19 protein-coding genes are annotated in these 20443 nt (G+C 64.3%); 4 read left to right on the top strand and 15 right to left on the bottom strand.

Translation table 11 applies throughout. From position 1 onward, the window contains the following. Positions 1 to 122: 122 nt before the first annotated feature. The 5 genes from NKI85_RS30700 to NKI85_RS30680 form a co-directional block, all read right to left on the bottom strand. A complete protein-coding gene (locus NKI85_RS30700) occupies positions 123 to 1061 on the bottom strand; it encodes an ABC transporter substrate-binding protein (protein ID WP_352530016.1) in 939 nt (312 codons plus the stop codon). A gap of 81 nt (positions 1062 to 1142) precedes the next feature. Further along, complete coding sequence (locus NKI85_RS30695) at positions 1143 to 2144, bottom strand: ABC transporter permease subunit (RefSeq protein ID WP_352779856.1); 1002 nt, start codon at positions 2142 to 2144, stop codon at positions 1143 to 1145. Continuing rightward, complete coding sequence (locus NKI85_RS30690) at positions 2141 to 3685, bottom strand: sugar ABC transporter ATP-binding protein (protein ID WP_352779854.1); 1545 nt, start codon at positions 3683 to 3685, stop codon at positions 2141 to 2143. Before NKI85_RS30690 ends, NKI85_RS30695 begins: the two co-directional genes overlap by 4 nt. Next, complete coding sequence (locus NKI85_RS30685) at positions 3682 to 5061, bottom strand: FGGY-family carbohydrate kinase (protein ID WP_352779853.1); 1380 nt, start codon at positions 5059 to 5061, stop codon at positions 3682 to 3684. Before NKI85_RS30685 ends, NKI85_RS30690 begins: the two co-directional genes overlap by 4 nt. Then, the gene (locus NKI85_RS30680) at positions 5058 to 5840 is read right to left on the bottom strand and encodes a DeoR/GlpR family DNA-binding transcription regulator (RefSeq protein ID WP_352779852.1); all 783 of its coding nucleotides are present in this window, start codon (positions 5838 to 5840) and stop codon (positions 5058 to 5060) included. Before NKI85_RS30680 ends, NKI85_RS30685 begins: the two co-directional genes overlap by 4 nt. 229 nt (positions 5841 to 6069) lie before the next feature. Here NKI85_RS30680 and NKI85_RS30675 point away from each other — a divergent pair, with 229 nt between their 5' ends. The 3 genes from NKI85_RS30675 to NKI85_RS30665 are packed head-to-tail and all read left to right on the top strand — an operon-like array spanning position 6070 to position 9252. Further along, positions 6070 to 7113 (top strand): class II aldolase/adducin family protein, encoded by a 1044-nt coding sequence (locus NKI85_RS30675; RefSeq protein ID WP_352779850.1) that lies wholly within the window; start codon positions 6070 to 6072, stop codon positions 7111 to 7113. 1 nt (position 7114) lies between these two features. Beyond that, positions 7115 to 8410 (top strand): FGGY-family carbohydrate kinase, encoded by a 1296-nt coding sequence (locus NKI85_RS30670; RefSeq protein ID WP_352779849.1) that lies wholly within the window; start codon positions 7115 to 7117, stop codon positions 8408 to 8410. Continuing rightward, positions 8407 to 9252: a TIGR01459 family HAD-type hydrolase gene (locus NKI85_RS30665; protein WP_352779848.1), complete on the top strand. Its 846-nt coding sequence runs from the start codon at positions 8407 to 8409 to the stop codon at positions 9250 to 9252. Before NKI85_RS30670 ends, NKI85_RS30665 begins: the two co-directional genes overlap by 4 nt. Before the next feature lie 20 nt (positions 9253 to 9272). Here the strand turns inward: NKI85_RS30665 and NKI85_RS30660 are convergent, their stop codons facing one another. From NKI85_RS30660 to tesB, 7 genes are all read right to left on the bottom strand, one after another. Further along, positions 9273 to 10079 carry an exodeoxyribonuclease III gene (locus NKI85_RS30660; RefSeq protein ID WP_352779847.1) on the bottom strand — a complete coding sequence of 269 codons (807 nt, stop codon included), beginning with the start codon at positions 10077 to 10079 and terminating at the stop codon, positions 9273 to 9275. A 372-nt stretch (positions 10080 to 10451) separates the two neighbouring features. After that, on the bottom strand, positions 10452 to 11135 hold the full coding sequence (locus NKI85_RS30655; RefSeq protein ID WP_352779846.1) for an outer membrane lipoprotein carrier protein LolA: 684 nt from the start codon (positions 11133 to 11135) through the stop codon (positions 10452 to 10454). Positions 11136 to 11338: 203 nt separating this feature from the next. Continuing rightward, complete coding sequence (locus tag NKI85_RS30650; protein ID WP_352779845.1) at positions 11339 to 13999, bottom strand: FtsK/SpoIIIE family DNA translocase; 2661 nt, start codon at positions 13997 to 13999, stop codon at positions 11339 to 11341. Positions 14000 to 14272: 273 nt separating this feature from the next. Next, a complete protein-coding gene (locus NKI85_RS30645; protein WP_352779843.1) occupies positions 14273 to 14548 on the bottom strand; it encodes a hypothetical protein in 276 nt (91 codons plus the stop codon). A 252-nt stretch (positions 14549 to 14800) separates the two neighbouring features. Beyond that, positions 14801 to 16123: an ammonium transporter gene (locus NKI85_RS30640; RefSeq protein ID WP_352530094.1), complete on the bottom strand. Its 1323-nt coding sequence runs from the start codon at positions 16121 to 16123 to the stop codon at positions 14801 to 14803. Positions 16124 to 16172: 49 nt separating this feature from the next. Next, a complete protein-coding gene (locus NKI85_RS30635) occupies positions 16173 to 16511 on the bottom strand; it encodes a P-II family nitrogen regulator (protein WP_023679755.1) in 339 nt (112 codons plus the stop codon). 219 nt (positions 16512 to 16730) lie between these two features. Then, positions 16731 to 17606 carry an acyl-CoA thioesterase II gene (gene tesB / locus NKI85_RS30630; protein WP_352530042.1) on the bottom strand — a complete coding sequence of 292 codons (876 nt, stop codon included), beginning with the start codon at positions 17604 to 17606 and terminating at the stop codon, positions 16731 to 16733. A 108-nt stretch (positions 17607 to 17714) separates the two neighbouring features. Here tesB and NKI85_RS30625 point away from each other — a divergent pair, with 108 nt between their 5' ends. Beyond that, positions 17715 to 18965, top strand: a complete 1251-nt coding sequence (locus NKI85_RS30625; RefSeq protein WP_502896174.1) for a ubiquinone biosynthesis hydroxylase — start codon at positions 17715 to 17717, stop codon at positions 18963 to 18965. Positions 18966 to 18972: 7 nt separating this feature from the next. Here the strand turns inward: NKI85_RS30625 and NKI85_RS30620 are convergent, their stop codons facing one another. The 3 genes from NKI85_RS30620 to NKI85_RS30610 all read right to left on the bottom strand — a co-directional run bounded on the left by NKI85_RS30620 (position 18973) and on the right by NKI85_RS30610 (position 20239). Beyond that, the gene (locus NKI85_RS30620; RefSeq protein ID WP_352779841.1) at positions 18973 to 19500 is read right to left on the bottom strand and encodes a hypothetical protein; all 528 of its coding nucleotides are present in this window, start codon (positions 19498 to 19500) and stop codon (positions 18973 to 18975) included. Positions 19501 to 19640: 140 nt separating this feature from the next. Continuing rightward, the gene (locus tag NKI85_RS30615) at positions 19641 to 19997 is read right to left on the bottom strand and encodes a YciI family protein (RefSeq protein ID WP_352530048.1); all 357 of its coding nucleotides are present in this window, start codon (positions 19995 to 19997) and stop codon (positions 19641 to 19643) included. A 2-nt stretch (positions 19998 to 19999) separates the two neighbouring features. Next, entirely contained in the window at positions 20000 to 20239 is a 240-nt protein-coding gene (locus NKI85_RS30610) for a hypothetical protein (protein WP_352779840.1), read from the bottom strand. Between the last annotated feature and the right edge of the window lie 204 nt (positions 20240 to 20443).

Below are 20443 nucleotides of genomic sequence, written 5' to 3'. Positions count from 1 at the left end.
TTTTTTTTTCCACCCCAACCCCCCAAACCCCCTTTTCGCCCGGTCTGGGGGGCGGGCAGATGTGTATACGCCACCGGCCGGGGGGCGGCCGGCCACCCCGGCCGCACCCAGGCTTGGGAGGCTTAGCGAGCCGCGGTCCAGCCCTTGTAGTCCTTCAGGTTCCCGGCCGTGATCAGCTTCGGGTCGAGCAGCACGGTGGGCTCGGCCGGCTTCTTGCCGGCAAGCAAGTCAGCCGCCATCGTCAGCGACTGGCCGGCCATCACATAGGGATCCTGCGAGGCCGAGGCCTTGATCATCGACGTGCCGGAAGCGAGTTCCTTCTCGATATCGGGCGCGCCGTCGACCGCGGTGAAGATGAACTCCGAGCGGTTGAGCTGCTTGGCCGCAAGCTGGGCGCCGATCGCCGTCGGATCGTTGATGGCGAATACCGCGTCGATCTTGTCGAAACGGGTCAGCAGCGACTGGAACACTTTCAGGCCGCCGTCACGTGAGCCTTCGGCGTTCTGGTCGTCGGAAAGGATCTTGATGTCGGGGTGTTTTGCCAGGACGTCCTTGCAGCCCTTGACCCGCTCCAGGATCGACGATGACGACGGGCCGTTGAGGATGACGTAGTCGCCCTTGCCGCCGGTATGGTCGACCAGATACTGGCACGCCTCTTCGCCGGCCTTGACGTTGTTGGTCATCACAGTGACGTCGGCGCCCGGCGCCGAAACGTCGAAAGCGGCAACGACGATGCCGGCCGCCTGCGCCTTCTTCACCGCCGGCGCGATCGCCTTGGCGTCGACGGCGTTGAGCATGATGACGTCGACGCCGGCGGCGATAAAGGAATCGACCTGCGAAACCTGCTTGTTGAGGTCGTAGTCGGCCGATACCGACGTCACCTGCACGTTCGGGTTGATCTTCTTGGCCGCGTCCTCGATGCCCTTGATGGTGGCGACGAAGAACGGGTTGCCGAGCAGGCCGACCGAGATGCCGACCTTGTTCAAATCCTTGGCCGATGCCGGCGCGATGACGGCGGCCGCAAGGGCGACGCCGCAGAGCAGTTTAGCGATGGTCTTCATTACTTTCCTCCGATTGCCCCGCGCCTCTCACGGTGCGTTACACATGAAACCGGCTCGTTGGATGCCGGCGACTAAGGGCCATCACGTTCTTGCTCCTGCCTGGAGCCTGTAACGGTCGAGGGCGACCGCCACGATGATGACCAATCCCTTGATGATGTACTGCCAGATGTCCGAAACACCGGCGAGGATGAGCCCATTGGAGAGCACCGCGATGATCAGGCCACCGATCAGCGTGCCCCAGATCGAGCCGACGCCGCCGACGAAGCTGGTGCCGCCGAGAATGACCGCGGCGATCGCATCCAACTCGTAGGATTGCCCGAGCTGCAGCCCGTTGGCGGCATAGAGCCGGGCCGCCGACATGGCGCCGCCAAGGCCGGCCAGAAGGCCGGAAACGCCGTAGACAAAGAGCAGCACCAGCGGCACCTTGATGCCGGTCAGCCTAGCGGCCTCGGCGTTGCCGCCGACGGCGTAGATCCAGGTGCCGAGCACGGTGCGCTTGAGCACCAGCCAGGACAGCACCACGACCGCCAGCGCGATGATCACCAGCCAGGGAATACCGAACAGCGAACCGTTGCCGATGAAGTCGAACGGCAGGTCCGAGTTGAATACCGTGGTGTCCTGGCCGAGCAGGCGGGCGACGCCGCGCACGGCGGTCAGCGACCCCAGCGTGACGATGAAGGGCGGCAGCTTGATATAGGCGATCAGCAGCCCGTTGATGATGCCGAAGCCGAGGCCGACGAGAATGGCCGCCGGCACGCCCAGCAGTCCCCAATCGGGCACCAGCGACACCATCACCGCCACCATCGCCGAGGCGGCAAGGATCGAGCCGACGGACAGGTCGATGCCGCCGGTCAGGATGACGAAGGTCATGCCGGCCGCCAACACGATGTTGATCGACGATTGCTGCATGACGATCAGCAGATTGGTCTGGGTGAAAAAGCGCGGGTTGATGAACTGGAAGCCGACGGCCAGCAGGATCAGGATCGGCAGCATGCCGAGCGCGGCGATGGCAGTGCGCCATCTTGTGCTCCTGCCGATCGCCCGGTCGTCCGCTTTAATCGTATCGGCCACCTTGTCGGTCATTGCTGAGCCGCTCCCGTTGCAAGTTCCATGATCGCTTCCTGCCGCAGTGGTTCGCCTCCCGACGCCGTCACCTCGCCGGCAATGGTGCCGTCGCGCATCACCAGCACGCGGTCGGCGATGCCGATCACCTCCGGCAATTCGCTGGAGATCATCAGGATGGCGATGCCTTTCTTGGCCAGATTGTCGATCAGCCGGTAGATCTCCGACTTCGCCCCGACATCGACGCCGCGGGTCGGCTCGTCGAGGATGACGACCTGCGGCTCTGTTTCCAGCAGGCGGGCGAGCAGCACCTTCTGCTGGTTGCCGCCCGACAGCGAGCCGGTATTGGCCTGCACAGAGCTGGTCCGGATGGAGAGGTCTGAAACCGCCTTGGCGGCGCGCTTTTCGGCAGCCGTGAAGTCGCGCAAACCGCCGGCCTTCGCGTCCTTTGCCAGCACGCCCATGCTGATGTTGTCGGAGATCGACATGTCGAGGAACAGGCCAAGTTGCTTGCGGTCCTCGGTCAGGTAGGCGATGCCGGCATCGAGCGCTTCGCGCGGCGAATTGATGAATATCGGTTTGCCGCCGAGCTCAAGCGTGCCGGCGGTGCGCCGGTCAGCCCCGAAGATTAGCCTTGCCAGCTCGGTGCGGCCCGAACCGACCAGGCCGGCCAGCGCCAGCACCTCGCCTTTGTGGAGGTCGAACGAACAATTCGTGAGGAGATTGCCGTCCGACATGCCGCGCACCGATAGCGCGACGGCGCGCTTGCTGTCCGGCGGGCGGTGATCCTTCTTGTAGAACGTCGACAGATCGCGCCCGACCATCATCGACACCAGCCGCGAGGCGTTCAGATCGGCGCGGTCGAGCGTGCCGACATAGCCGCTGTCGCGCAGCACGCTGACGCGGTCGGCGAGCTGGTAGACCTCTTCCATGCGGTGGCTGATGTAGATGATGGCGATACCTTGCGACTTCAGCGTCGCGATCACCTCGAACAGAAGGTCGGTCTCACGCGAGGTCAGAGACGTGGTCGGCTCGTCCATGACGATGATGCGCGCATTGGTCGACAGCGCGCGGGCGATTTCGACCAGTTGGCGCTCGCCAAGCGACAGGCTGGCGACGGGAGTGTGCGCCGAGAAAGTCACGCCGAGCCGCTCGATGATCTCGCTGGCGCGCCGGTTGCACTGTTCGCGGTCGACGATGCCGAACCGCCTCGGCTCGTTGCCGAGGAAGATGTTCTGCGCCACCGTCAGATTGGGCGCCAGCGACAGTTCCTGATAGATGACGGCAATGCCGGCGGCGCGTGCCTTGATCGGGTCGCCGGTGGCGGCCGGCACGCCGTCGATCAGGATCTCGCCGCCGGGATCCGGCCGGTAGGCGCCGGACAGCACTTTCATCAGCGTCGACTTGCCGGCACCGTTCTCGCCCATCAGCGCGTGCAGCTCGCCGGCATGGACGGTCAGCGACACATCGTGCAAGGCGCGGATCGGGCCGAATGTCTTGGAGATATGGCGCATTTCCAGCACCGGCTGGCGGGCCGTCTCGATCCGGGCGGCGGCGCTCATCGTGCACCTCCCGCAGCTGCGCTGGCTACACCCCGGTCGGCGGCAAGGCCGCGCCAGTCGTTGCGGTAGCCGGCAAGGCCGCTGAAGCTTGCCGCATGCACCGCCTCCGGCGCCTCAGTGGCAAATTCGCGTCCGGCACTTTCGAAGGCAAGTGCCGCAGCACCGGTGGCGCTGCCCTCCAGCGTTGCGCCTTGCAGGAAGGCCTGCCCGGGGCGCAATTGCGCCAAGAGCGCGGCAAGCATGCCGCCATTGTTCAGGCCGCCATCGACGATCACCGTATTGTCGGAATGGATCAGCTCAAGGCACAAATCGACCATCAGCGCGACATAGAGCAGCGCCATGGCCGCCCGTTCCTCGGCATTGGGCGTACGCCCGACCAGTTCACCACGGCGGTGTGGCATCGGGCCGCCGGGCGCGAAGCTCGGCAGCGCCATGATGCCGGCGTCGATCACCCGCTGGATCGAGGACGGCGCGATCGCACCCTGCCAGCCGGCGCTGATCGTCGCGAATTCGCGCCCGCCCATGAAGCGGATGGTCGGCACCGGGCCGCTATCGACATCGACATTGACCAGCATGTCGCGCTCACCGTCGAGCGCGTCGAGCGGACAGTCCGGATTGAGCACGACGACCCAGGTGCCGGTCGAGACCACGGTCACCGGCCCGAGCTGCTGCCGGCGATAGGCATAGAGCGCGGCATTGCTGTCGTGGACGCCATTGTGAATGGCGACCGGCTTCGCGGCTTGGCCGAAGCGTTGCTCGCCGATCACCGCGCCGGCACGCTCGAAGGCGGGCATCTGGCCGCGCCAGCCCTCTGCGTCGACCAGCGAACTGAAATCTTGGCTGCGCGGCGCCCATAGGTGCGAATGGCAGCCGAGATAGGACACTTCCGATACCGGCCGGCCACCAAAACGCCAGCTCCAATATTGGGGATAGCCGAGGATCGATTTCGCTGCGGTGAAGGCATCGGGTTCCACCTCTTTCAGCCACAACATATGGCGGCCATAGTTGAAGCCAAGCGGCAGGCGCGGCGAAAAGGTCTCGGCAAAATCCGGAATGCGGCGGTCGATTTGCGCGGCGAGTTCGGCCGGCGGTTCCTGCTCGTAATCGAGTATCGGATACGTCAGCGCGGCGTCGTCGACCAACGCGAAGGTGCAGCCATGGCCTGATACCATCAGCCCGTCCGCGCCATGCGTGTCGACCGCGTCATCGATGGCACGTGCCGCCCAGTCGTGAAGTGCTGCCTCGTCGAGCACGCTGAAGCCGCCTTTGCGGATCCAGCTCGGCTGGGTGCGGCGTTCGTCAAGGATGCGCCCGTCCTGGCCGAAGACGAACAGCTTCGAATTGGTCTTGCCGAAATCGAGGACGGCTATGTTCATTGGCTGCCTCCCGAGGACGCGGCGATCCGCACCGTGACGCCGGCGTCTTCGAGCACGCGCGCATCGGCGTCGGACAGGCCGTCATCGGTGACCAGCGTACCGATCCGCGACAGCGGCAGCGCCACGTTACGCGCATGGATCGACAGTTTGCGGCTGTCGGCCAGCACGACGATCTGGTCGGCGCACAGGCTGAGTTCGACGATCGAGCGGACCAGCAGCGGGTGCGATTCCAGCAGGCCTTCCTGGCCGATGCCTTGCGCGCCGAGAAAAAACTTCGAGGCGTAGAACGGCACCGCCTGGGTCAGCGAATGGATGATGCTCGGCTCACGGTGCAGCTCGCCGCCGGCGACGGTCAGGCTGCAATGGCCGTGGTCGCTGAGATAGGCCGCGAGCGGCATCGAGTTGGTGTAGAGCCGGATGTTGCGGTCGGCGAGCTTGACGCCGAGATGGAAGCAGGTCGAACCGCCATGCACGATGACCGCGTCGCCGTCGCGCACCATGGTCGCCGCCAGAGCGGCGATCTGCCGCTTGGCCTCGACGGCGAGGTCGCGGTTCTCGTCATAGGGCCTGGCGTAGGCGACGCCGGCTTGCGAAGCGCCATCGAGCGCCGAGATGCCGCCATAGACCTTACGCGCTTCGCCGGCCTCGTCGATCTTGTCGATGTCGCGCCGCACCGTCGCCGCCGACACGCCAAGCCGCTCCTGCAGTTCCCGCACCGATGCGAAAGGCCGGTCCCGCAAAAGCTCGACAATCTGACGCTGGCGGCCGGAGTCGCTCAACCCTTACCTCCCAATGCCCTTTGCCTCCCAAGCCATTTTGCACGGCATTGCCATTTGCACGGCAATTGGTGCAACTTACTCAACGCACCTCGGATTGCAAGCGTGATTTGACGCGATAACATCACTGTTGACGTAACTTACTCGCATCTGCGATACCAGCGTCAGCCTCGTCCCGGCAACGGGACGTCCAAAGCCGTGGCCACGCGGCCGGTTTGTGGAGGAATTTCCGATGACGATCAGTGCGGATGCGCAGGAATTGGCAGCGCTGCGGTCGCTTTCGGCCGAGATCGGCAACGACCCGCATCTGACACAGGCCGCCGGCGGCAACACCTCGCTGAAAGCCGGCGACACGCTCTGGATCAAGGCCTCGGGTACCTGGCTAAAGCACGCGCTGGCCGAGGACATCATGGTGCCGGTCAGCATCCCGCCGCTGCTCGAAGCGATCGAACGGCGCGACCCGGCCGCCGAACAGCCGCAGGCCTTCGCCATCGAAGCGCTGAACGCGCGTGGGCTGCGCCCGTCGATCGAAACCACCGTGCATGCGCTGATGCCGCAGCGCATCGTTCTGCATGTCCATTGCGTCGAGACCATTTCACTGGCCGTGCAGGCCGACTGCGAGGCCGAGGTCGCCAGGCGCCTCGATGGCCATGAATGGGCGTATGTGCCTTATCGCCGGCCGGGCCTGCCGCTTGCCCAGGGTATCGCCGAGCGTTTACGGCCGGGGGTGGACATCCTGATCCTCGGCAATCACGGTCTCGTCGTTGCAGCCGAGACCGTCGCCGAGGCCGACATGCTGCTGCGGCGCGTGACAAGGCTGCTGGCGCGGCAGCCGCGCAAGGTGGCGGAGCCCGACACCGCGGCATTGACGGCGCTCGCCGGCGACAGCGGCTACAGACTGCCGGCGGATATCGAGGCGCATGCAGTCGCGGTCGACCCCGAAAGCTGCCGTATGGCGTCAGTGGGCAGCCTCTATCCCGACCACGTCATCTTTCTCGGCGAGGGTTCGGTCGTGGCGAGGCCGGGGGAGAACGTGAAGCGCATCGTCGAGCGGTGCGGCACGGCACCGGCGGCGATCCTGTTTCCGGGGCTCGGCGTGCTGATGCGCGGCGACGCCAGCGCCGGTGCCGATGCCTTGCAACGCTGCCTCGCCGACGTGACGGCGCGGGTCGATGTTGCGGCGAAGCTGAATTATCTCACAGCGGCGGAGAATGACGAACTGATCAACTGGGACGCCGAGCAGTATCGCCAGAAACTCAATGCTGCCGGCAGCTGATATGTCGCTTTCAATCGGCCCACTTGCCATCGGCATCGACATCGGCACATCCGGCGCGCGCGCCGTCGCCATGCGCCCGGATTTTTCCGTCGCCGCGCATTCCGCCGTCCCACTCGACAGGTTTGGCCAGAACGCCCGCGACCCTGCTGCGTGGTGGGCGGCTGTCGTCGCGGCGCTGACCGAGCTGCTTTCCCAGATCGATCGCGCTGCGGTCCGCTCGATCGCTGTCGACGGCACTTCGGGCACGCTGCTGCCGGTCGAGGCTGCCGGACGGCCGCTGGCCGAGCCGCTAATGTACAACGACAAGGTCGCCGACGAACCTATCCTGGCCGCAATCGCGCGCCGGGCGCCGCCTGCGAGCGCCGCGCACGGGCCGACCTCGGGTCTTGCCAAGGCGCTCTGGTTCCAGCGCCTGCCCGGTGTTCCTGAGGTGGCCATGATACTGCATCAGGCCGACTGGATCGCGGGACAGTTTTCCGGCCGCTTCGACGTCAGCGACGAGAACAATGCCCTGAAAACCGGCTACGATGTCGAGGCCCGGCGCTGGCCCGACTGGATCGCGGCGACCGGCATGCGCATGGAACTCCTGCCTGGCATTGTACGGCCGGGCGACATCACAGGCACGCTCTCGCCGAGCACCGTGGATCTGTTTGGCCTGCCGCATGACGTGGTCGTGGTCGCCGGCACCACCGATGGCTGCGCCTCGTTCCTGGCGACCGGTGCAACGGCTGCGGGCGACGGCGTCACTGCGCTCGGCTCATCGCTGACCATCAAGATCCTCTCCGACCGGCCGATCTCGGCGCCGCAATTCGGCATCTACAGCCACAGGCTGGGAGACACCTATCTGGCGGGCGGCGCCTCGAATTCCGGCGGCAAGGTGCTGGCCCAGCATTTTCCCGTCGGCCGCATCATCGAACTCAGCAAAAAAATCGACCCCGCGACGCAGACCGGCCTCGACTATTACCCGCTGCCGGTGCCCGGCGAGCGCTTCCCCATAGCCGATCCGGCGCTGCCGCCGCGTCTCGAGCCGCGGCCTGCCGACGACGCCGATTATCTGAAAGCCATGTTCGAGGGTATTGCGGCGATCGAAGCGCTCGGCTATCGCCGGCTTGCTGAACTCGGCGCACCCCGGCTGACATCGGTCAGGAGCGTCGGTGGCGGCGCGGCAAATCCGGCCTGGACGGCGATCCGGCGGCGCAAGCTTGGCGTCGCCCTCTTGCCGGCTCTGTCGGATGAGGCCGCCGCCGGCACGGCGCGGCTGGCGCTGATGGGCGCAAGCGCAGCGGGGCTTTTATGACGGCAGTTCAACATCTCGACGGCATCGGCGCGCTGGCCGAGCGCTACCAGGTGTTCCTGGTCGACCAGTTCGGCGTGCTGCACGACGGCACCAACCCGTATTCCGGCGCTGTCGAAGCATTGTCGGCGCTCAAGCGCGCCGGCAAGACCACCGTGCTGATCTCGAATTCCGGCAAGCGGGCCGAACCCAATGAGCGCCGCCTGCTGAAGCTCGGCTTCGAACCGGGAAGCTGGGATCACTTTGTCTCCTCTGGCGAGGTGGCGTGGCGCTCGTTCCACGAAATGGCGGCATCCGGAGCCCTGCGCCCGGAGACAAAATGCCTGCTGATCAGCCGCGACAATGACCGGTCGGCGGTCGACGGCCTGCCCTTCGTCCTGGCAAAGGACGGTAGCGATGCCGAACTGGTGCTGATTTCCGCCAGCGAGGGCGACCGTTACGACCTCGACCACTATCGCCGGCTTCTTGGTCCGGCGGCAGCGCGGCAGGTGCCATGCTTCTGCACCAATCCCGACAAGATCATGCTGACTGCCGTCGGCCCTCGCTTCGGCGCCGGCCGGCTCGCCGATCTCTATGAGAGCCTCGGCGGCAGCGTCACGCGCATCGGCAAGCCCTATCCGCAGATATTCGAGGCAGCCCTGGCACTGGCGGACAATCCGGATCGCGACAGCGTGGTCTGCGTCGGCGACAGCGTCGAACACGACATCGCCGGCGGTATCGGCGTCAGCGTCGCGACCACGCTGGTCCTGTCAGGCATATTGGCGGACACGCCTAATCTGGAGGATGTTTTCGCCTCGCTGAACGCCCGCCCGGACTACATCGCCGAGTCCTTCAGGTTTCCCTGAGCTGCGTAAGGCGGACAAAACTAATCCAGGTCGAAGCGTCCGATCACCGGCACATGGTCCGAGGGCCGTTCCCAGCCGCGTGCCAGCCGCTGGATTTCATAGCCGGCAAAATGCGGCACCAGGTTTGGCGACGACCAGATATGATCGAGGCGCCGGCCGCGATTTGAGGCTTGCCAATCCTGGGCGCGATAGCTCCACCAGGTGTAGAGCTTCTGCTCGTAAGGGACATTGAGCCGCATCAGGTCGACCCAGTTGCCGGCGAGCCGCATCGCCTCGAAATTTTCCGTCTCGACCGGCGTATGGCTGACGACGTTGAGGAGCTGCTTGTGCGACCAGACATCGTGCTCGAGCGGCGCGATGTTGAGATCGCCGACCAGGATCGAGCCGGAGTGATCGTCATGCTCGGCGCGGACGGCATTCATTTCGGCAACGAAATCGAGCTTGTGCTTGAACTTGCGGTTGACGGTCGGGTCTGGCTCGTCGCCACCGGCCGGAACGTAGAAATTGTGCAGCAGGATCGTCTTGCCGCCGGCCTTGACGGTGACCGACAGATGCCGGCTGTCCTCGATCTCGCAGAAGCGGCGCTTTTCGACGATCTCGATCGGCCGGCGCGCTATGGTCGCAACGCCGTGATAGCCCTTCTGGCCATGGAAGGCGATGTGCTCGTAGCCGAGCTTGCGGAAGGCCTTCTCCGGAAACAATTCGTCTGGAACCTTGGTTTCCTGCAGGCAGAGCACGTCCGGCGCCTGCTCGACCAGCAGGCGCTCGACGATCGGCATGCGCAGCCGGACGGAGTTGATGTTCCAGGTAGCGACGGAAAAGGACATGCACAAAGGATCCGGAGCCGCGCATAAAATGCCAAAGGTGAACGCCTTTGGCCAGGGGTCATGCGCCCATGAAAGAGTCGGCCCGGAATCTGCCAGCCGCAAGCCTCAAAGACAAGCCGCCGCACTGAGCTGGGGGGTGTTGATGTTCAAGAAGGTCGGCGCCGCCCCTCATTGCCCTGCCGCCATCTTCTCCCCGTATAGTGACGGGGAGAAAGACGCTGGCCGTGGCCTCGGGGCCCTTTTTCTCACGCTGGGAATTGGCGAAATCTTCCGTGGCTGCGTCCTTCTCCCCGTCACTATACGGGGAGAAGATGGCGGCAGCCAGATGAGGGGCAGCACCAACGCCGGACCCCTTCCCACAGCGGTGGAAAGCTACCGCGACTTGGTGTTCAGTTCCCGGTTCGCCGTATAGTCGATGGCAAAAGTGTCGGGGGCGAAGCTGACGCCCTCCTTGGTGTTAAAGATCATCACCGTCGTGTCCTTGCCTTGCGCATCGGTGATGGTCCACTGCCGCAATTCATAGGATTTCGGATCGAACATCATGGTGATCTTCGAATTGCCGAACACCGACTTGTCGGCAAGCTGGATGGTGGTGAGATCGTCTTCTTCCTTGACGCTTCTGACGCGCCCGCCCGACAGATCGATCTTGTCGTCGAGCAGCAGCTTCAGCGGCGTCTTCGACAGCGGATAGAGGTCGGAGGTCCGCAGCTTCTTGTTGAGGATGACCACCGACTTGCCGTCGGAAATCACCCTGAAATTCGAGGCGCCGTCATAGTTGAAGCGGATCTTGCCCGGCCGTTCCAGAAAGAACTTGCCGCCGGTCTGCTCGCCCTTGGGCCCGAACTGCACGAACTCGCCGCTCATCGATTTGACCGAGGAGAAATGGTCGGCAATTTTCTGCGCCGTCGCCGGAACCGCTGCTTGCGCCGACGCCAGCAGCTGGAAGCCGGGCACGACGTTGAGGGCTGCAGCACCAACCAGGACCAGGCCGAGGCCGAGCACCTGCCGGCGGGTTGGGGCGAAATCCCTGCTTGGGGCGAAAGATGCGTTTTTCATGCCGGTCACCATCATCTGATTGCTTGCTCGTTGTATTGGTCTGGCCCCCCAGTTGGGCTTAAGTTTGGCGGGCAGCGCAGCGCTCATCCGTTGCAACGCGCCAAGAGGTTCACAGTTGCCGGCGCGGTCCGGCCGGTGGATCGGAGCATGATCCTGAAAAGTGGATAGAGTTCCATCCCGATTCTACCGGGATGGAACGGGCGCTAGAATTTGTCGTCCTCCGTCGGCACCAGGATTTCGCGTTTTCCGGCATGGTTGGCCGGGCCGACAATGCCTTCCTTCTCCATCTTCTCGATGATCGACGCGGCGCGGTTGTAGCCGATGCCGAGCCGGCGCTGGATGTAGCTGGTCGAGGCCTTGCCGTCGCGCAGCACCACCGCAACCGCCTGATCGTAGGGATCGTCGGAATCCTCGAAATTTCCGCCGTCGCCGCCGCCACCACTACCTTTGCCCGACGGCTCGTCGTCATCCTTGTCGTCGTCCTCGGTGATGGCGTCGAGATATTCCGGCACGCCCTGCAATTTCAGATGCGCGACGATCCTCTCCACCTCGTCGTCGGAAACGAAGGGGCCGTGCACGCGCTGGATGCGGCCGCCGCCGGCCATGTACAGCATGTCGCCCATGCCGAGCAGTTGCTCGGCACCCTGCTCGCCCAGGATGGTGCGGCTGTCGATCTTCGACGTCACCTGGAACGAGATGCGGGTCGGGAAATTGGCCTTGATGGTGCCGGTGATGACGTCGACCGACGGCCGCTGCGTCGCCATGATGACATGGATGCCGGCGGCGCGTGCCATCTGCGCCAGGCGCTGCACCGCGCCCTCGATATCCTTGCCGGCGACCATCATCAGGTCGGCCATTTCGTCGATGATGACGACGATGTAGGGCATCGGCTCGAGGTCGAGGTTCTCCGTCTCGTAGATCGCCTCGCCGGTCTGCCGGTCGAAGCCGGTCTGCACCGTACGGGAGATCCTTTCGCCTTTTTTCTCGGCCTGCTGCACGCGCGCATTGAAGCCGTCGATGTTGCGGACGCCGACCTTCGACATCTTGCGGTAGCGGTCCTCCATCTCGCGCACGGTCCATTTCAGTGCCACCACCGCCTTCTTCGGATCGGTGACGACCGGCGTCAGAAGATGCGGGATGCCGTCATAGACCGAGAGTTCCAGCATCTTTGGATCAATCATGATCAGCCGGCAGTCCTGCGGCGTCAGCCGGTAGAGCAGCGACAGGATCATGGTGTTGATGGCGACAGACTTGCCCGAACCGGTGGTGCCGGCGACCAGCACGTGCGGCATCTTGGCGATGTCGACGATGACCGCCTCGCCATTGATGGTCTTGCCCAGCGCCAGCGCCAGCTTGGCCTTGGTGGTCTCGAAATCGCGGCTGGCCATGATCTCCCTGAGATAGACGGTCTCGCGCTTGGCGTTCGGCAATTCGATGCCGATGGCATTGCGGCCGGGCACTACGGCGACGCGGCAGGCGATCGCGCTCATCGAGCGGGCGATGTCATCGGACAGGCCGATCACCCGCGACGATTTGATGCCTGGCGCGGGTTCCAGCTCATAAAGCGTGACGACCGGGCCGGGGCGGACATGGATGATCTCGCCCTTGACGCCGAAATCCTCCAGCACGCCCTCGAGCAGGCGGGCATTCTGCTCCAGCGCGTCCTTGGACAGGCTGGCGTCGCGCACCACGTTCTTTGGCTCTGACAGGAAATGCAGCGACGGCATCTCGAACTTCTCCGAGCCGATCAGCGAGGTCTGTGCCTCGCGCTGGACCCGGGCGCCGGGTGCCGGCCGTGGCGCCGGCGCCTCGACGCGTGTCGCCGCATCGGAGCGGAAGTTCTGCACCTTCGCCGTCGGCGCGGCGCGGCGTTGGCCGGCCGGCTTGGGCGCGAAATCCATGTCGTCGTCATTGTCGTCGTTATCAAAGACATCGGCATCGTCGGGGTCGATCGAGGCACTGCGGTCGTTGACCATGGCGGCGAAGAATTCCGGCTCGACGCGGGCGCGCCCGCCCGGGCTCATCCGCGCCTCGGCGAACTCGGCCGATTCGACCCGTTCGGCCGCCCGCCGCCAGGCGCTGGCGCGCGGCTCCATCTCGGGCTCGAAATCATCGCGCTCGCGCCGGCGCGCGGCGCGGCGGCGCAAATAGGCCCGCAACGACAGCCACCAATGGGTGATGGCGCCAAGTGCCAATATGCCTTCGTCGCCCTCGTCCTCTTCATTGTCGAAAAGCAGGTCGTCCTGCGGATCGGGCGCGGCAGGCTGATCAAGGACGGCAAAGCCGTTCTTGCGTGAAATCAGCGCCGAACCATACAGAAACAGCCCCAGCGCCGGTGCTGCAAGGAGCACGGCGAGCACGCTGGCGACGAGGCCGGTCGGGTAGCCGCCGATGACCAGGCCGGGAATGCTGAGCACCATATCGCCGAAGACGCCGCCGAGACCGGTCGGCAGCGGCCAGGTCTTGGGTGGCACCACGCAGCCGGCAATTGCCGCGCCAAGCAGCGAAAAGGCGAACCAGGCGAGCGCGCGCTTCGGCAGCCGGTCGACGCCACGTGCGGTAAACAGCAGAAATCCCCAGATCACCGCCGGCACCAGTGCCGCAACCGCGGCAAGTCCGAAGAACTGCATCGCAATGTCGGAAAAGACGGCACCCGCATAACCCATTGCATTGGTGACGACGTTGTCGGTGGCATGCGAAAAGCTCGGATCGGCGACGTTCCAGGTGGCAAGGGCGGCAACGCCGAAGCCAACCACCGCAAACAGCCCGGCACCGACCAGCCGGCCGACCTGGCGCCTCGCGAACGCCCGGATGCCGTGCCCCGTATCGGCCAGCGCAAGCGGTGCTGAAGCCCCTGAACGCATGCTCTTCCCCGTCTGTCGTTGCCCGGCCGGGCGCGGACGCGCAACACGGCAGATTCGGCTGTCAGACTAGCGGCGGGAAGGTTAAGGGCGCATTAACCATGGGCAGTCTGCGTCTCCGGAACTGGCGCAAGATGTCATGCCTGGCTTCCTGTTCGAACACGGCGCTGATCCTGCGACGGGCATTGGAAGCCACCCCGGCTCGGCAATAATGGCGGGCACGCTGGCCCGCCATCGTGGTGATGAAACGATCAGGCTGCAGCCTGATCGAGATTGTCAGTTGGCGCCGCCGAGTGCCTGCACATTGGCGCAGAATTCGGCATGCGGCTTGCTCATCGCCGCATCGTTGCATTCCTTCTTCATGGCTTCCTGCTTTTCCTTCGGCATCGCCATGAACGCGGTCTTGAATTCCGCCATCGGCTTCATGGTTTTCATGCCGGAATCGGTGAAGAACGGCGCCATGTTGTCCGGCTCGTCCAGCGCACCGGCCAGTGCCGTCCCGCTGACCAGGGCAAGAGCGATTGCTCCGAGGCAGATTTCCTTGATGTTCATGATGTTTCCGTCCCTATGTTTTGACGAGCGTCCAAATGACGACCGCCACCACAGTTCGGAGCCGCTGCGGCCGATGTTTCACGCCGCCGGCGGATCGAGCACCCGATCAAGCGATTGTGATCAAGCCGTCACGGCCATCTGCGCACAAAAAGAGGCCCGGAAGATTTCCGGGCCTCAAGGCGTGAGCCCTTTCGGGAGCATCACGACGGGATCTTTCCGGCACCGGCAAAACGCCGGTGCCGGCCAAATACATTACGGCACCACTTCGCCGTGCTGGCTGATGTCGAGGCCTTCGACCTCTTCCGGGGTGGAAGGACGCAGGCCGACCAGCGCCTTGACGATATAGAGGATCACGAAGCTCGCGATCGCCGTCCACAGGATGGTGAAGACGATACCGTAGAGCTGCTTGCCGACAGAGGCACCCGCCCCGAGGCTGTTGATCGCTGGATCGGCGAGTACGCCGGTCAGCAACGCGCCGATGATGCCGCCGATCCCGTGTACGCCGAACGCATCGAGCGAGTCGTCATAGCCGAACGCGTGCTTGAGCTTGACGGCCGAGACGTAGCACAACACACCGGCGACGATGCCGACGATGAAGGCGCCGGTCGGATTGACGAAGCCGGAAGCCGGCGTCACCGCGACCAGGCCGGCGACGGCGCCCGAGATGATGCCGAGAACGCTCGGCTTCTTGGCGACGATCCATTCGGCGAACATCCAGGCGAGCGCCGCAGCGGCAGCGGCAACCTGGGTGTTCAGCATCGCGGCACCGGCAAGGCCGTCGGCGGCCAGTTCCGAGCCGGCGTTGAAGCCGAACCAGCCGACCCACAGCAGCGAAGCGCCGATTACGGAGTAGACAAGGTTGTGCGGCGCCATATTGGTGGTGCCGTAGCCTTCACGCTTGCCGAGAACCAGCGCGCAAACCAGGCCGGCGACACCGGCATTGATGTGAACGACCGTGCCGCCGGCGAAATCGAGAACGCCGGCCGTGCCGAGGAAGCCGCCGCCCCACACCCAGTGCGCGATCGGGGCATAGACCACCAACAGCCACGCCCCCATGAAGATGAGCAGCGCCGAGAACTTCATGCGTTCGGCGAAGGCGCCGGCAATCAGCGCCGGCGTGATGATGGCGAAGGTCATCTGGAACATCGAGAAGACGAATTCAGGAATGTTCGCCACCCCCGGCAGCCACAGCGACGAGGTGGTGATGCCGTTGTGGAAGAACTTCGAGAAGCCGCCGAGATAGGCATTCATGCCGCCGCCATCCGAGAAAGCCAGCGAATAGCCGAACATGAACCACAGCACCGTCACCAGGCAGGTGATGGCAAAGCTCTGCATGATCGTGGCGAGCACGTTCTTCTTGCGTACCATGCCGCCGTAAAACAGCGCCAGGCCGGGGATGGTCATCATCAGCACCAGCGCCGTCGAGGTCAGCATCCAGGCGGTGTTGCCGGTGTCGAGCGCGGGCGCAGGGGCGGCCGGTGCTGCCGGAGCCGCTTCCTGCGCGAACGCAGCAACCGTGCCCAATGCAGCGAGAGCGAGCGAGCCCAAAACGGCCGCGCGCCCCGTTATCTTCAAGGTGGAAGGAATATTCATTGAACTCTCCATTGGAATACGTATCCGCAGCTCAAAGCGCGTCGGTGTCTGTTTCGCCGGTGCGAATGCGCACCGCCTGGTCGATGCCGAAAACGAAGATCTTGCCGTCGCCGATCTGGCCGGTCTTGGCCGCCGCGGTGATGGCTTCGACGGCCTTGTCGACCATGTCGACGGCGACCGCGACTTCGATCTTGATCTTCGGCAGGAAGCTGACCGCGTATTCCGCCCCGCGATAGATTTCCGTGTGCCCCTTCTGACGTCCGTAGCCTTTGACTTCGGTGACGGTCAGGCCCTGGATGCCGACTGCGGTGAGCGCCTCGCGCACCTCGTCGAGCTTGAACGGCTTGATGATTGCCATCACGATCTTCATAAGGTTTCACCCTTTGCTGTTGCGCGTTCCCGCGTTTGTACGACTTCGCCGATCCCCATGAGAGCCGGAGAGTGCCCGCTAGGATTCAAGCTCCGTGCCAATTGCCGAAGCAGGGTGTTAAGCTATTGTTAAACAAGGAAATCGGGAAGGTTTGCCGGCTGCCTGTTCACAGTCGCGGCAGTGCATCTGATTAAAAAATAGGCAAATTTCGAAAAATGCCTACTCCGCAGGCGGCCGCTTCAGCCGGATGAGCCCCTCCTGGGCAACCGAGGCGATCAACGTGCCGTCGCGGGCAAACAGCGAGCCGCGGGTAAAGCCACGCGATCCTTGCGTCGACGGGCTGTCTTGGGTGTAGAGCATCCAGTCGTCGAGCGGGTGGCTGCGGTGGAACCACATGGCGTGGTCGAGGCTCGCCGCCTGGATGTCGCGATCGAAAATGGCGCGGCCATGGGCAAAGGTCGAGGTGTCGAGCAGCGTCATATCGGAGAGATAGGCGAGCACGGCCGCCTGCGTGGCGCGGTCGGCCGGCACCGGGCCGGTGGTGCGGATCCAGATGTTCTGCTTCGGCTCGAGCTTTTCCCGGCTGGTATAATGCTTCAGCATCACCGGCTTCATCTCGATCGGCCGGTCGCGCTCCCAATAGCGCTTGATGCCGTCGGGCACGGCTTCGCCGAACTTGCCCAGCAATTCGCGCTGCGACAGCAATGTGTCGGGCGCCGGCACGTCCTGCGGCATCGGCACCTGATGTTCCAGGCCGACCTCATCTTGCTGGAACGAGGCTTCCAGCGAAAAGATCGCCTGGCCGTGCTGGATCGCCACGACGCGCCGGGTGGTGAAGGAGCCGCCGTCACGAATGCGGTCGACCTCGTAGATGATCGGCACCTTGGTGTCGCCCGGCCGCATGAAATAGCCATGCAGCGAATGCACGTGGCGCTCGGGCTGGACCGTTCGCTGCGCGGCGACCAGCGCTTGGGCGATGGTCTGGCCGCCGAAGATGCGCTGCCAGTCGAGCTTGGGGCTGCGACCACGATACAGGTTGTGTTCCAGCTGCTCGAGGTCGAGAATGCCGAGAAGCTCGTCCATGGCTGCCGTCATGTTTCGTGACCTCGCCGCAAAATTACCATGGCGGTTTCCGACAGGAATGGCGGGCAGTCAAGGGCGGAATGGCCCCGGCTAGGTCAAGAGGCTGGCGCCGTAAAAGGAATGGTCATGGTGGACAGCAAGAATTCGCTCGACGTTCTGGTCGCCGGCGCCGGCTATGTCGGCTTGGCCGCCGCCGTATCACTGAAGCAGGCGCGGCCGAGCCTCGCCGTCGCCGTCGTCGACGCCGCGCCCGCCGGCGTCTGGCGGAAGGACGGCCGCGCCTCGGCGATTGCCGCCGCCGCTTGCCGCATGCTCGACCAGCTCGGCGTCTGGAACGAGATCGCGCCGGAGGCGCAGGCGATCACCGAAATGATCGTCACCGATTCGCGCACTTCGGATCCGGTCCGCCCGGTGTTCCTCACCTTCGACGGCGAGGTTGCGCCAGGCGAACCGTTTGCGCACATGGTCGCCAACAAGGATTTGAACGGCGCCTTGCGCCGGCGCGCCGAACAACTCGGCATCGGCATCATCGAAGGCGTCGCCGTCAGCGCCTTCGACATCAACGGCGCCGGCATCACCGTGCATCTTGCCGACGGGGCGACGCTGAAGGCGCGGCTGCTCGTTGCCGCCGACGGCGTCAACTCGAAGCTGCGCGACATGGCCGGCATCAAGACCGTGAAATGGGAGTATGGCCAGTCTGGCATCGTTTGCACCGTGGCGCATGAGCGGCCGCACAACGGCCGCGCCGAAGAGCATTTCCTTCCCGCAGGCCCCTTTGCCACGCTGCCGCTCAAGCCGGGCAAGGACGGCACCAACCGTTCGTCGATCGTCTGGGTCGAACGGTCGCAGGATGCCGAAAAGCTGGTCAAGGGCGACACCCTGGTCCTGGAATATGAGCTCGAGCAGCGCTTTGGCCTCAAGCTCGGCGAAATCCATATCGCCGACAAGCCCCGCGCCTGGCCGCTCGGGCTGACCATTGCGCGCGCCTTCGTTGCGCCGCGCATCGCGCTTGCCGGCGACGCCGCCCACGGCATCCACCCGATCGCCGGCCAGGGGCTCAATCTCGGCTTCAAGGACGTGGCTGCGCTGGCCGAAGTGGTGGTCGAGGCCGACCGGCTCGGCCAGGACATCGGCGCGCTCGACGTGCTCGAGCGCTACCAGCAATGGCGGCGCTTCGATACGGTGCAGATGGGAATCACCACCGATGTGCTGAACCGGCTGTTTTCCAACGATTTCGGCCCGCTGCGCACTTTGCGCGACGTCGGCCTCGGCCTCGTCGAGCGCATGCCGCGGCTGAAGGAGTTCTTCATCCGCCAGGCGTCGGGTCTGCCCGGCGACACGCCGAAACTGTTCAAGGGCGAGGCGATCTGAGCGTTGCTCAGTTGACCTCGAAGCCCAGCTTCTGGCGCAGCCGGAGCATTCGCTGATCGGAAATCTGCAAGCTTTGCTCGCCGGCTTTCGCCACACGGCCGACCATCTGCAGCAGATCGTTCCTTTCAGCCGCGTCGAGGTGCTCGCGCAGGAACGGCGCCAGCTTGTCGATGACGATCGTGGCGTCATCGATTTGCGAAGCCGCCCATTTTGCATAGATCACCGCCTCATCGGTCTGCTTTTTGTCGGCAATCTCCGAAATCACCGATCGAATGGCGGCTTCGCGTTGCGGCAGCATGGGACCATTCTCGGAGACGATGGCGGTGATCAGCGTCGCGGCCGCAACGACCGGATCGTCGATCGCCGTCAGCGGCGAGAGCGCCGCCTGCTTGCGCAGTTTCTTGCGGCGCACATTGCCCTGGACCCGGCCGACGACGTCGGCAACCTCACGCGCCGCGTCGTTCATGATCTTCAGCCGGTACCACCAGAAGGTCGCTGCTCCCAACAGGCCGATTGCCGCAATCAGTATATGCATGCCCCGAGATCCCCCAATCTCGGCGACGATAGGAGAAGTATTGCTTCGCTTCAACACGCAAAAGTTGCGTCCGACGAAGAAAGCGAAAGCCCGCGCCAGTTGTTGGTCGGCACCGCTCCGCGAAGCAGCTATCGAGATCTCTATGATCCCGGCACGTTGTAGATCGCCCGCACCTCGATCGTGCCGATTTCGGCCAGCGGAATCTCGCCCGCGATCTCCAGCGCCCCGTCGAGACTCTCGGCCTCGATCATGACGAAGCCGAGCAACTGCTCCTTGGTTTCGGCGAAGGGGCCGTCGGTGACCAGCCGCTTGCCCTGGCGCCTGCGAACGGTTTTCGACGTTTTCACCGATTGCAGCGCCTGCGCGATGATCAGCATCCCGCGTTGGTCCAATGACCGGTCATGGGCCATCGAATCGGCGTCGAGCTTGGCCAGCCTCTCGGGCGTCATTGCGTAGAGATCTTTTTCTTCACCATAGACCAGACAAACATACTTCATTTTTATCTCCATTCCTGGCTTGAAGTGGAAGACGAGGCTACGGAAATCTCCGCGGAGCCCTTGCCTGCCGTAGAATCGAGACCGGCCGCAGCATAGTCGAGAAGAGACACCGCAATCCCGATAATGGCAATCGCCGCAAGCAGTCGGCCGAAGCCGGAGGGCGGCAGGCGCGACCAGTCGGCTTGTTGTTCACCGGCCCTGTGGCCGGTGCTTGTCCAGTGAGCAGAAAACAGATTGTTCATGTGGTCCTCCATCCGGCCACCAAGTCCATGGCCGCCCGCAGGACGGCCGGGACAGATGGAAGTCGACATTTTTGCACGCGTATTTTTTTCGAATTTTTTTCGCTCGACATGATGCGTCACGCTGCCGCCGATACGAAAGCGTGGGTGGCCTTCGCTCCAGCGCGCGCTATAGTCGACCGGACGCCGACTACGGGCTCAATCACG

Source organism: Mesorhizobium sp. M0571 (genome assembly GCF_040320985.1).
Classification (GTDB): Bacteria; Pseudomonadota; Alphaproteobacteria; order Rhizobiales; family Rhizobiaceae; genus Mesorhizobium.
This window is presented reverse-complemented; position numbering and strand designations above follow the sequence as displayed.